Annotated in this window: 10 protein-coding genes; 5 read left to right on the plus strand and 5 right to left on the minus strand. The window is 53.0% G+C overall.

Annotated features, from left to right (window positions below):
- The first annotated feature begins 97 nt into the window (after window positions 1-97).
- Window positions 98-1519 (plus strand): thioredoxin-like domain-containing protein, encoded by a 1422-nt coding sequence (locus OO017_RS18980; protein ID WP_266054283.1) that lies wholly within the window; start codon window positions 98-100, stop codon window positions 1517-1519.
- A gap of 269 nt (window positions 1520-1788) precedes the next feature.
- Here OO017_RS18980 and OO017_RS18985 read toward each other — a convergent pair whose 3' ends face one another.
- Entirely contained in the window at window positions 1789-2352 is a 564-nt protein-coding gene (locus OO017_RS18985; RefSeq protein ID WP_266054284.1) for a DinB family protein, read from the minus strand.
- A gap of 136 nt (window positions 2353-2488) precedes the next feature.
- Between OO017_RS18985 and OO017_RS18990 the strand changes: the two genes are divergently transcribed.
- Entirely contained in the window at window positions 2489-3169 is a 681-nt protein-coding gene (locus tag OO017_RS18990; protein ID WP_266054285.1) for a hypothetical protein, read from the plus strand.
- A 1-nt stretch (window position 3170) separates the two neighbouring features.
- On the opposite strand, the gene OO017_RS18995 is transcribed toward OO017_RS18990, so the two are convergent.
- The 4 genes from OO017_RS18995 to OO017_RS19010 form a co-directional block, all read right to left on the minus strand.
- Window positions 3171-3722: a Crp/Fnr family transcriptional regulator gene (locus tag OO017_RS18995; protein WP_266054286.1), complete on the minus strand. Its 552-nt coding sequence runs from the start codon at window positions 3720-3722 to the stop codon at window positions 3171-3173.
- 128 nt (window positions 3723-3850) lie between these two features.
- Window positions 3851-4849, minus strand: a complete 999-nt coding sequence (locus OO017_RS19000) for a type II restriction enzyme NmeDI-related protein (protein ID WP_266054287.1) — start codon at window positions 4847-4849, stop codon at window positions 3851-3853.
- Window positions 4850-4925: 76 nt separating this feature from the next.
- The gene (locus OO017_RS19005; RefSeq protein WP_266054288.1) at window positions 4926-5210 is read right to left on the minus strand and encodes an acylphosphatase; all 285 of its coding nucleotides are present in this window, start codon (window positions 5208-5210) and stop codon (window positions 4926-4928) included.
- A gap of 33 nt (window positions 5211-5243) precedes the next feature.
- On the minus strand, window positions 5244-6392 hold the full coding sequence (locus OO017_RS19010; protein ID WP_266054289.1) for an App1 family protein phosphatidate phosphatase: 1149 nt from the start codon (window positions 6390-6392) through the stop codon (window positions 5244-5246).
- Between the two features lie 179 nt (window positions 6393-6571).
- Here OO017_RS19010 and sdaAA point away from each other — a divergent pair, with 179 nt between their 5' ends.
- The 3 genes from sdaAA (at window position 6572) to OO017_RS19025 (ending at window position 13214) form a co-directional block, all read left to right on the plus strand.
- The gene (sdaAA, locus tag OO017_RS19015; protein WP_266054290.1) at window positions 6572-7477 is read left to right on the plus strand and encodes an L-serine ammonia-lyase, iron-sulfur-dependent, subunit alpha; all 906 of its coding nucleotides are present in this window, start codon (window positions 6572-6574) and stop codon (window positions 7475-7477) included.
- Between the two features lie 175 nt (window positions 7478-7652).
- A complete protein-coding gene (hemB, locus tag OO017_RS19020; RefSeq protein WP_266054291.1) occupies window positions 7653-8624 on the plus strand; it encodes a porphobilinogen synthase in 972 nt (323 codons plus the stop codon).
- Window positions 8625-9440: 816 nt separating this feature from the next.
- A complete protein-coding gene (locus OO017_RS19025; protein ID WP_266054292.1) occupies window positions 9441-13214 on the plus strand; it encodes a S8 family serine peptidase in 3774 nt (1257 codons plus the stop codon).
- The last annotated feature ends 18 nt before the right edge of the window (window positions 13215-13232 follow it).

Raw genomic sequence — 13232 nt, forward strand, 5'->3', positions numbered from 1 at the left:
GGGTGGTTGCACCCGGTACCACTAAAAGAAAAAACAAAACACCATCCAAACCTGTAACAAATAGAACACCGCACATGCTTAACCTATACTTTACCCTATGCTAACCGGACGCGTAAACGCACCAGAGATAAACACCGAGCACGGCTGGCTCAACACCGACAGAAGCTGGTCCATCAAGGATTTTGCGGGCAAGATCGTGCTCCTGGATTTCTGGACCTTCGGCTGCATTAACTGCCAGCACATCGTGCCCGACCTGAAGCGGTTGGAGGATGAGTTTGCCGATGTGCTGGTGGTGATAGGAATACACTCCGCCAAATTCGACGCCGAGAAGCAGAATGAAACTATCCTGCAGGCCATCCACAAGTTCGGGATTGAGCATCCGGTGGTAAACGATGCCGACTACAAGATCTGGAACCAGTATGGGGTGCGTGCTTGGCCCACCACCGTGCTGATAGACCCTAACGGCAAGGTGATCGGGCAGCATGCCGGGGAGGCCGTTTACGACACTGTGCGCCCTTATATCCAGAGGTTAAAAGAAGAGTATAAGGAGGTACTCAACCCAGAGCCGATCCGTTTCCACGTGGAGCATACGCCAGCCAAACCCAAGAATTTATACTTCCCATCTAAGCTGACAAGTGATACCGAAGGGTCCATTTTTCTATCCGACAGTGGCCACAACCGCATCCTGAAGCTCAACCAACAAGGCGATGTGCTGGAAATAATCGGAAGCGGTGAGCAGGGTTTTAGAAACGGCAGCTATAGTGAGGCCACTTTCTACGAGCCGCACGGGCTGGCCCTGCACGGCAGCATACTCTATGTAGCTGATGCCAAAAACAACGCCATCCGGAAGGTAGACCTGGAAGCAAAGCAGGTGAGCACGGCTGCGGGTACGGGTGAGCTGGGGTACTATTTCCTGGACGATAAGCTAGATGAGCCCGTAAGCCCTAACAGCCCCTGGGACCTACTCATTTATGGCAAAAGCATGTTTATCGCCAACGCCGGCAACCACCAGCTCCTGCGCATGGACCTGGAGACGGAGAAGGTATACCGCTTTGCCGGTAGCGGCCGCGAAGCTCTGACCGACGGGCCTTTGCGTGAAGCCGCCTTTAACCAGCCCAGCGGGCTTTCCCGCAGTGGCCCCGTGCTTTATGTAGCCGATGCCGAGGCCAGCGCCATCCGCACCATCAACATAGAAACAGGTATGGTGCTTACCCCGCTAGGCAGAGGCCTGTTCGATTTCGGCGATGTGGACGGTGACACTGACGATGCGCTCCTGCAGCACTGCGTGGGGTTGGAATGCATTGACAACGATATTTACATAGCTGACACCTACAACGGCAAAATCAAAGTGCTGGACCTGCAGCGTAACCGCGTTCGCACCCTCGTCAGCGGTTTAAGCGAGCCCAATGATGTCATGTTCCTGAACGGCCAGCTTTGGGTTACCAGCACAAACAGTCACCAGCTATTTACCGTGAATATCACAACAGGCGAAAAGCAGGAGGTTGAGGTAAGGTTGTAAGTATAGAATTCCTGCACGATTGTCATCCCTCTGCCTCCTCCGAGGAGGGAAATTATCCAACCACCCCTGCCCCTCCTTGTTTAAGGAGGGGAGTTCTGTTGAAGCTCCGTTAGCAGTGGCTATTTAATAGCGCGAGCGTCCTCGCTCGTGACCGGGTATAGCTGGGCCTCCGGCCCAGTTTAGCTGCAAACTAAACACCATAGTCAACCGCATTGGCAGCAGCTAGAAAGTATAGTCTAAGTATAAAGTATCGTTAAACCAGCCTAACCTTAGGCAGCCGCTTGCTTCGCTAGCAACTGCTTTACCCGAAGCGCCTGCTGCACATGGCGTTCCTGGTGCACAGTCACAAACTCCAGCGCCTCCCCTATCCTAAGTTTCAGCAGCTTGAAGAATTCCACCGGTACCGCTTTCTTATTTAGGTTGGCTTTTTTAGCATCATACAGTAGGTGTGCCAACTCCTGCTGGTGCTGCAGAAACTCCTCTATGGTGGCACGGCCCAACTGGCTGTTGTTGGGGTTCATGTGCTTCACCGTTTTGTGCTTCTTCATGTTCTGCGGCCGCACCATGTCCAGCGACTTTCTGCCCAGCCAACTGTAGGTTATACTTGGCACGCAGTTTTCGCAGGTGTTGTGTGCTATGGCTTTGGCCAGAGCCGGGTTGTAATACCGGCTGTAGCGGTTCAGGTGCTCCAGGCATTCCAGCATGCTCCAGCTATCGGGAGATGGCTTATAATTGAGGTCAACCAGACTCAGCGAGGAGAATTCCTGCGCAACGGTTTCGGCCAGGTGTTTAATAATTTGCGAGAGTTGTTCCGGTGTGGTCATGGCGATCATAGTTTTAGGATGTACAGCACAAAGATACAGCAGGTTATACGTCCAAATCCTTGACGGAAATCAAGATTTAACGAAGTATAGTATATATTAAGATTTTTTTGCATCTTCCACACCTCAAGACATATAAACAACTCCCATGGCTAAATCAGTGAAAGCACTTATATTATCGTTTTTGGCCTATGGCCTGTTTTATGCAGATGCTGCGGCACAATACACCTCAACCACAGACATGGAGGCCCGCCCCGTGCATGAGTACAACACCATTTCGATGGCAGGCTCGCCTTACCTGCACCCCGACTTTGCCGAAGGTACGATCGTGCTGAACAATGGCACTACCTACCAGGGCATTAACATGATGTATGACCAGGTGCAGGATGTGATCATTTTTAAGGCCAAGAACGGACAGGTAAAAGAACTGATAGAGCCGGTGAAGGAGTTCAGCATCAACTATATCCACAACAACGCAAACACCAGCAAAACCTTCCGAAATGGTTATAGCGGCGAAGATGTATTGCCGGAGGCATTTTTAGAGGTGTTAGCCGATGGCAAAACCGCGCTGCTTAAAAAAACCTCCAAAAAGATTTTCGACCGCAAAAGCTATAACTCGGCCACCATTGAGCGGGAGGTGCAGGAGAGTGAGGATTACTACATTGCCACTGGCAGTAAACTGGTGAAGGTGAAGAAAAGCAAAAGCTCGCTACTCGCTGCCATGCCGGGAAAACCTGACGACTTACAAAGCTTCATCAAAACCAACTCTCTGAACCTGCGCAACGACAGCGACATAGCCAAGCTGGTAGCCTACTACAACAGCCTGTAACTTACTTCAGGCGGCTCAGCGTTTCGGGCGACATGCGCAGGTAGGAGGCGATATACTTTTTAGGGATGTGCTGGAACAGGTGCGGGCTGCGCTGCCTTACCCGCTGCAGCCGCTGCTCCGGCTCAGGCAGCAGCAGGTCTACCTCGCGCTCAATTTTACCCACCAGCGCTTTCTCCAACTGCTCGTACCAGAAGCGCCTGATGTTGGGCCGCTCCTCCATCAGCTGTACAAAATCATACTTACTGATGCCAAGCAACTCGCTCTTACGCAGGGCCTGTATGTAGTAGCTTGATGGTGCGCCGTTTACGAAAGAGGGGAAGGAAACGAGCAAGGTGTCAGGGTAGCCAAAGCCCACACAGATTTCCTCGTCGGGGAGCGGGTAGTAAATGCGCAGCGCACCGCCGGAGACAAAGTATAAACCCTGCTCCACCTGCCCCTGCCGGATCAGGAAATCGTACCGACTCAGCTGCACCCGCTTCTGCCACCGTGCCTCCAGCGCGGCTACGTCTTCCGGGGTAAAGTATGGGATTTGCTGTAGGAGGGTGCGGAGCATGGGAAAAGTATACCGTTGAAGTACTGAAGCAAGATTTTTGCCGCCGCCCTTGCTGCGTGTTTTCACCAGCAAGCGGTACGGCTACAGAAGTTTAGATTGTTGGTGAGAACACCAACAATGGCGAAAGGTTAGGTTGATATATAATCTTTCGCTGACTCCGAATATACTTTTAGTACAGCGTCCGTCATATACTCGAGTCTCTTCTCACTTGCCAATTCTTCGATGGAAGAATAAGAAATAAAAGTACATGTGTTAGCCAGTATATGTCTGAAAACTGGCCTGGAAAGCTCCTGCATTACTTTTGACTTTCTTTCTGAAGGAGCAACTATATGTGCTTTTATATTGAGATTAGGCTGCAGTGCCATTAAATCGGCCATCCTTAGTATGCCTGAGTAAATCGATGTTGTGTGTTCTATCTCGAAGGCCCGGACAATTGTTCGTCCATTTATCCAAAGCACATCAATATTCTCAATAGTTTTTATGGTGTCAAGATCATAGTTAAGTGGCAGGTCGTTTAGTACAGATTTCTTAATTGGTTGCCACGCCTCCAAGACTCTGCTTCTATCGTTCCTAGGAATCCAAATACTGTACCCCATGCGGTCTCCGATTTCCGCAAGCTTTGCCTGAATTCTTATTGAGTCTCGTGTAAGCGGTGCTTCATCTATTATTTCATCAGTGGTAGTTGTAGTTGGTTCTACAAAATCAACAGGTACAGGTGAAGCAACTTCAAAAGGTACGAAATGGTCAACCTTATTAACCCTGAATTTGTGATCTAATAGATCACAAGCAGCTTTATCTGTAATAGGCTTGGATGCTTGCACATACTTTATGCTCCAGTGTTTCCCGCCTGGTTCTGACAACACTGACAAGTCAAAAGGCTGACAGAACTCTACTTCCTTTATACCTAAAGTATGCACGTATCTCTCTCCATCAGGCCAAGGCTTGTGCTTGGTTATTTCATTGAGCTTAAAGCGTGCGCCGCATAAAGTCTTCTTCCCCACCTTTACGACAAGATAAATCAAATCACCCTGCTGAGGTGCCCGGTTTGAAAAGCCTGCTACATTGTGCCCAATGCACATATTATAATTTTCAACAGAAGTCGAGCAATGGAGGATTCTTGTACTCATAGTTTGAGGATAAGGGGTAACTTATATAGGATAAAGTTAATGTATAATTATACATCTTCCAACACTTTTGGTACCCCTACCGCCGCTGCTCAAAGCCATCAAATCCCTCCAGGCTATCCTTCTCCTCTACCTCCACCTTCTCCACCTTGGCGTGGCGGGGGCCATCGTAAGCCCACTGCTCCAGTTGCTTCAGAGCTTCGGGGCTTCCTTCGGCCTCTAAGTATACCGTGCCACCGGGTTCGTTCTGCACAAAGCCGGTGAGGCCCAGTTCTTCGGCTTTCTCCTGGGTGCTGGCTCTAAAGAATACGCCTTGCACCTTGCCGTGCACACGCATAGCTACTCGCTTCTTGTCCTTCTCCATAGTATAAGTATAAAGTATAGTTTGTGCGGTTTGTCAGCTGCCTTTCTGCTCGTCGGCCTCACACGCCTGCCTTACGTCCTCCAGCTGCACCTCGTTTATCCAGCCCATTTTAACGGCATGCCTGGCAGCCGAGAGGGTTTCCTCCACCAGTTCCATCTCCACACCCTGCGCTTTTACCTGCCGGGCTATACTTCTAACCTCTTTGTCGCGCTCACCTGGAGATACATCGCGGACATAGATACCCAGAACCCGGCCAGGGTACTCCTGCACCACCCTCTGGTAAACCTCAGGGTCATGCTGGCCACTGTCGCCGATGCAGATGAATTTGAGGTAGGGAAAGGTATCCAGGATATGGCGTATTTTTTCAAGCTTATACTCCTCTTCGCTGGTTTCCAAGTCGCCGCGGTCCAGGCGGGTGCCTTTGTCGCGGAGCAGCAGCGGGCCTTCCGGAATGTCGTGTGAGCGGAAGAAGCTGATCAGCAGGTCATACAGGTTCCACTCGCTACCCGACACGTAGAAGAGTGGGTTCTTCCCCTTGCCGTCGCTGCCCTTGCACAAGGCCCTGAAAAAGCCGGCTACTCCCGGAAACGGGCTGCGCTCGGTCGCGTTCTTAGTCAGCATCAGCTTTAGCCGCCCCAGAAAACTTTTGATGTTAGATATCAGCACGGTGTCATCTATGTCGGAGATGATGCCGAACTCCACGTTTTTGCCCGGCGCATACACGTAAGCCTCTGCCTCCAGCCGATCCTTGTCTGTTTTGTGGCTCAGCAGTTGCAGCTTTACCTTGTTATCAGTTGTACTGTAATCAATGGCAGTGTCGGGCCAGAACTCCACATTAAAGAATCCCTCTTCATCCGTTTCCACCTCCACCTCCTGCCCCGCAAAACTCGCCTTCACTTTCATCCCCGGTATCTCGTCCGACTCATACCGTTTGTAAGTGTCCTTAAGATGGACCAGCACGTCGTCGCTTTCTCGCGGCTTCCTTACCTTTTCATCTTCCAGCACCCGGCCCTTTACATACACATAGTTTTCGTTGCCAAAGCCATAGTAGGGCATTATGTTGATAGGCTCCAGCAGGTGTAGCTTGTCTTTTACCTTAAACTTAGCCATCGAAATGCTGTGCTCTGCGCTTTCCAGGGCCATTAGCAGCTTGTCTTTTATTTCAGGGGATAGGCCTGCCATACTTCAGTTTTTTTCTTTTTTGAACGGGCTACACCTGTTGGGGTTAGGCTTCGGGATAGTTACCCACAGGAGAACATTTCCTGCGGGCACTTTTGTTATCTTTGCAATACGTATACTTGTAGTACGGCTGGCCACATGGCAGCCTGCCGCAACACAACACTAGAGAAGGAATTAAAACGATGTCATTACTATTCACAGACTTTAAAAGCTGGCAAAAGCACTGCGCTGAAACCGGCGAACCACTGTACCAGCCCGTGCTGGAGTACGAAATTGAGCAGAAAGGCCGCTCCGAGGAGTTTATCTGGGAGAACATCGCCAAGGCCTACGAGGTGATGAAAGACGCCGTGCAGACCGGCCTGACCGAGGACATGCGCTCACGCTCGGGCATGGTGAACAACAGCGCCAAGAAAGTGGCCAAGTCGCCGGTTACAGTGCTCTCGCCGGAGTTCCAGCTGCTGGTGTCGCGTGCGTTGGGCGCCAAGGAGGTGAACTCCTGCATGGGCCGCGTGGTGGCCGCCCCTACGGCCGGTGCCTCGGGTATACTTCCGGGCACGCTAACTACGCTGCAGGAGCTGCACGGCCTGGAGGACAGAAAGATACACGAGGGACTGCTGGTAGCCGCCGGCATCGCCCTGATCATTGAGCAGAACGCCTCGCTGGCCGGTGCCGTGGGCGGTTGCCAGGCCGAAACAGGAAGCGCCGCTGCCATGGCCGCAGGTGCCATTGTGTACTGCCTTGGCGGCGATGTGGCGCAGGTGTTTAATGCCGTGGCCATCACCATCCAATGCATGCTGGGCCTGGTGTGCGACCCAGTGGCCGGCTTGGTGGAGGTGCCCTGCATTGTGCGCAACGCCAGTGCCGCTGCCATCGCCTTCTCTTCGTCGCAGCTGGCCATTGCCGGCGTAGATCCCGTTATACCCGTGGACCAGTGCGTGGCTGCCCTCGGCGAGGTGGGCGAAAGCATGGAGCGCAAGTATAAAGAGACGGCCGAAGGCGGCCTGGCCAACACCCCCAGAGCCCGTGAGATCGAGAACTTCGTGCTGGTGCAGGATGTGGAGATTCTGCCGGATGAGGATGATCAATAATGAAGGGGATTTAGCTGATTTTTATACTTGTAGAGACGCAATACATTGCGTCTCTTTCTTTTGTCTGCCCGACAGACACCGGCACGGCCACTATAAACAAACAGCTTTTCTGCCATTTAAGCCGTACCTTTGCCCTAACTTAAAACCGAACGTTTTTCTGTAAAACTTTATAGATATGATCAGAAGACCAAGACGCAACCGCCAGACCGAAGCCATACGCAACCTGGTGCAGGAAACAACGCTGGGGGTAAACGATTTTATACTTCCGCTTTTTGTGATTGAGGGTCAGAACCAGCGCGTAGAGGTAGCCTCGATGCCAGGCATCAACCGCTTCTCCATTGATACGCTGCAGGAGGAGATCGCCTCTTGCGTAGAGCTAGGCATCAAAGCCTTCGCCCCCTTCCCAAGTATACCGGACCAGCTCAAAGACAAGTATGCCACCGAGAGCCACAATCCGGACGGTCTTTACGCCAGGTCCATCCGAGAGATAAAGAAGAACTTCCCGGATGTGGTGATTTTCTCAGACGTAGCCATGGATCCTTACAGCTCCGACGGACACGATGGTATTGTGGAGAACGGCGAGATACTGAACGACGAGACGCTGGAGGTACTGGGCAAAATGGCCGTGGCACAGGCGCAGGCCGGAGCCGACGTAGTGGCCCCATCAGACATGATGGATGGCCGCGTAGCACACCTCCGCCACGTGCTGGATGAGCATGGCTACCAGAAGGTGGGCATCATGAGCTACACCGCCAAGTATGCCAGCGCCTTCTACGGCCCGTTCCGCGATGCATTAAGCTCAGCCCCTAAAATGGGCGACAAGAAAACCTACCAGATGAACCCGGCCAACAGCCGCGAGGCCCTGCTGGAGGCCGAGCTGGACATTGCCGAAGGCGCAGACTACCTGATGGTGAAACCCGCCCTGGCCTACCTGGACATCATCAAGTCGCTGCGCGAGAATTCGCACCTGCCTATTGCGGCCTACAACGTGAGCGGGGAGTATGCCATGGTGAAAGCCGCCGCCGAAAGAGGCTGGATAGACGGTGAGAAAGCTATGCTGGAAAGCCTGCTAAGTATAAAACGCGCCGGCGCCGACATCATCCTGTCTTACTTCGCCAAGGAGTTTGCACAATATCAGAAGCGATAGTATCGTATAAAAGCTATACTTTAAAAAGCGCACCGGCCCGGCTGGTGCGCTTTTTTTTTATTCTAATATGACCTCTATCCTGAAAAATAGTAATAGAGTTTTTCGCAGGCGCTTGTCATCCCCCTACCCCCTTCAAAGGAGGACTTTCCCGAGAACGATTAACCCACCCCTAACCCCTCCGAGGAGGGGAATTCAGCGGACGATTATCCAACCACTCCTATAGACCCTCAAGAGGACAGTGGCGAGTGCAGCGGCTAAGGAGGGGAATTTCACCTCTCCCCAACCCTCTCCTTTTCTCGAGGGCCCCTACCCCCAAAACAGGAGAGGGAGTCCGGTTCAAGTGGTATAGCAATGGCTATCGAAAACTGATCCCAGTCTTTCCGTTGAGCGCCTTTGGAGTTTTTCCGGTGCCCGTAAGGGCATTGCGACGCAGGAGCAAAGGAAAAGCTCCCAGCGCGATGCGGGAAGACGAGCCCTCCCGGGCTAGAGGGAACCAAAGCCAAAAATGAAACGATAGGTTTGTAAGACTGAGGATGAACCGTGGCTAGTATGGATAGCTTGGCTCAGGTTGCAGAAAGCAGCGGCTAAGCAAGTATAAGTACGCGGACTTGGAAATCCGCAGCAGAAAGGTTCCGGACAGGGATGTCCGGAGCAGCGGGATGAACACTAACTAACAAGTATAGCTTATCCAAATCATCAATTAAAAAGAAGTGTACCTACCCCCTCTTTAACCACCCCTAACACGGGAACTACTTTGCCTTTATAACGATTTTATAGTATCTTTAGAATGGAACATTTTTACCCTGCTATATTTATATGAGAAGACTGAGCCTTTGGCTTGTTGCGTTGGGCTTGGCTACAGGCACCACGGCAGTTGCCCAGCGTGGCCTTACCCCTGACCGCACCAACACGCAGGCACTGCAACGCATTGCCACTGCCGCCGAAAAGGATTACCAGGCCAACCGAGCAAAGGCGCTCGCGCTGGCCGAAAAGTATGGCTGGGTGATTGAGAAACAGTATAAAGACGGCACCGTCATCTCGCTGCAGGGGCTGGATGCGACAGGTATGCCCGTTTACTACATCACCTATAACAACTCTAATGCGGCCGCCACCACCCGAACCGACCAACTGTGGACCGGAGGCTCGCTGGGCCTGGACCTGAATGGCAGCAGCAGCAACTTAGCCAACAAACTTGCCATCTGGGACGGTGGCCGTGTGCGCGCCTCGCACCAGGAACTTACAGGCCGCGTTACCCAGAAAGATAACCCCACCAAAGAAAGTGAACACGCCACACACGTGGCCGGCACCATGGTGGCCAGTGGCGTAAACCCGCTGGCGAAAGGCATGGCCTTCGGCTATAAATCGTTGCTGGCCTATGATTTTAACGGAGATAATGCCGAGATGGCTGAGGCCGCCAAAGACCTGCTCATCTCCAACCATTCCTATGGAAGCCTGGCTGGCTGGCGCTTCAACTCCGACCGCAAAGGCACCGCCGAGGACCCTTACTGGGAATGGTGGGGCAATACCAACGTGAGCAAAGAGGAGGACTTCACTTTTGGATACTATAACAACGAAGCCGCCACTTGGGATGAGATCGCTTTTAACGCACCCTATTACCTCATCGTAAAATCGGCAGGCAATAACCACGGCGAAACCGGCCCGAAGGTGGGTGAGCCATACTTTCAGCGCAACACCAACGGCACCTTCGAGCTCGTGAAATCCCGCCCGGCAAGTATAAGCAGCAACGATACCTACGATGTGATCTCCACCTCCGGCACCGCTAAAAATATACTAACCGTTGGGGCTGTGGGTGCCATCACGGATGGGTACAACCTACCGCAGGATGTAGAAATGGCCAATTTTAGCTCCTGGGGGCCTACTGATGACGGCCGCATTAAGCCGGACATTGTCGGCAACGGCGTACGGGTGCTTTCCACTTACTCCACCAACGACAGGAGCTATCAGACACAGAGCGGCACTTCCATGGCCGCGCCTAACGTATCCGGCACACTGCTGCTGCTGCAGGAACACTACGCCAAAGTGAACTTCGGGAAATTTATGCGTGCCGCCACGCTAAAAGGCCTCGCCATCCATACTGCGGATGAAGCCGGGGAATCAGAAGGGCCGGATTACCGCTTTGGCTGGGGCCTGTTAAACGCAGAGCTCGCCGCAAGTATGATCAGCAACACCAGCGGCACGCACCTGCTGGAGGAGCGATCCCTGAACCAGGGCGAAACGCAAACGCTGGAGGTAACCGCCTCGGGCAAGGGGCCGCTCAAGATCACCATCTCCTGGACCGACCCCAAAGGCACAATAACCGCATTAGGCTCCAGTGCCTTAAATAACCGTACCCCTAAACTGGTAAACGACCTCGACATCCGCGTGTCCGGCAACGGCAAGAATTACCAGCCCTGGACCCTGAACCCGGCCACCCCGGAGGCCGCAGCCGTACCGGGCGACAACGTGTTGGACAATGTGGAGCAGATCCTGATTGCTGATGCCGTGCCGGGTAAAAAGTATACCATCACCATCAGGCACAAAGGCACTTTAAAAGAAGGGCCGCAGGCGTATGCGCTGCTGGTGAGCGGTATGGGTGGCACAGCAGCCTGCGCCAGCAGCGCCACATCAAACCAGGGAGCGCGCATCAGCAGGCTTACTTTGGGATCACAAAGTATAAACCAGCAAGGTGATTGCACCACATACCGCGACCTGACCTCTACGGTATTCCCTATGGAGCCAAGCCAGACGAAACAGCTGAAGCTGGAGCTTGGCAGTTGTGGCACGGCAGCCGCCAAGGTAGCCAAAGTATACATCGACTGGAACGGCAACGGCAGCTTTGCCGAGGCCAACGAACTAGCCGCCACCTCTGGCGTTATCAGCGGCGACGGCACCTTTACAGCCGATATTAAAGCCCCGGGCACGTTGATAACTGACAATAAAGTACGTATGCGCGTGGTGGTGCAGGAGACAAACGACGCCAGCGCCGTAAATGCCTGCAGCAGCTACAGCCGAGGCGAAACGCAGGATTACCTCATTCAGTTTGTAAAGCCGCAGCGCGATGTAAGTATAGCCTCCGTACAACCTGTGGGTGCCGGTTCGCTCTGTGCCTCAACCTCACAAAGCGTGGTGCTAAACATTCGCAACAATGGCACCGCAGAGCAGCAGAATATTCCGGTAAGTATAAAAGTGCTGAAGAACGGCCAGGAACTCACCACACTGACTGGCACCTTCAATAAAAAACTGGCTGCTTTTGCACAGGCGGAACTGCTCCTGGATGGCTCTTTTGCCACAGAGGCAGGCGCCACGTATGAACTGTTGGCGAAGTCGGAATTAACCTCGGATGCGGTGGAGAGCAACAACCAGCGCGGCTATACTTTTACAGTGGCCGGAGATGCGGCTGTTCCTGCCGATGCCTCAGCTTTCCGTTGCGGTAGCAGCCCTATTTATACTTTGTCGGCGGAGGGTGGCGGCACGCCGTATTGGTATACCTCCCCCACCAGCACCACGCCCATAGCGGCGGGTAACCAGGCGCAGGTACAGGCTGCTGCAGCCGGCAACACACTCTTTGCCGCCTTCAATGAATTCTCAGCCACGGTTGGCCCTGCAGATAAGAACTATTTCTCTGACGGTGGCTATAACCAGTTTACGCCTGATGTACAGGTAACCACCAAGGCACCGGTGGTGCTGGAGCAGGCTCGTTTATACATTGGGCACAGCGGCAAAATCACTTTCACTGTATTTGATATGAACGGTTCTCCTGTATCTGCGCGTGAGCTCAGGGTAACGGCTACCCGCAGCACCCCGGCAACAAAAGAACTCGTACAGCCCAACGACCCGAACGACCTGGGCCAGCTTTACTACCTAGGCCTGGAGTTGCCACAGGCAGGTACTTATAATATCGCCATTTCTTATGAGGATAGCGCCACCATTTACCGAAACAACAAGGGCGTGCAAGGCTATCCGTTTGGTGTAGAGAATGTGTTTACCATTAGCGGCAACACCGCCAGTTCCGAGTGGGCGGGCTACTACTATTACTTCTACGATCTAAAAGTGCGCGCCCTCGGCTGCCCGAGCCCACGTGTGGCTGTAACGCTAAAGGAGGGTACCCCGCTGGACCAGCCAAAGGTAACGCGTGAGGGCAAAGAGCTTATTTCGAGCTTACCGGAAGGTAACCAATGGTACCTCGATGGCCAGCCCTTGGAAGGCGCAACAGGGCAACGCTTTACCCCGACTTTGAATGGCCAATACAGTGTAATTACCTTTAAGGATGGTTGCGTGTCAGACATGTCGTTGGCGTACCGGTATGAGCTGGAGAGTGCGGAGCGCGATGTTGCGCCGGAGCTGATGGTGTTCCCGAACCCAAGCGCGGACGGCAAGTTCAGCTATACCGTGGAAACCTCCTCGCCCGAAAACTTGTCATTAACGGTGGTAGACCTACTGGGCAAGCAGCTGTACACAGCCTCGGTGCGGCAGATTAACGGCCAGTATAAAGGTATGGTTGACCTGAGCAAGCATGCCAACGGCCTCTACATCGTGCGCCTGCAGCACGGCGACCAGGTATACACCCGCAAGATCATGATCAGAAAATAACCTATATCAACTTTAGCC

The sequence above is a fragment of the Pontibacter anaerobius genome (assembly GCF_026241195.1).
GTDB classification, from domain to species: Bacteria; Bacteroidota; Bacteroidia; order Cytophagales; family Hymenobacteraceae; genus Pontibacter; species Pontibacter anaerobius.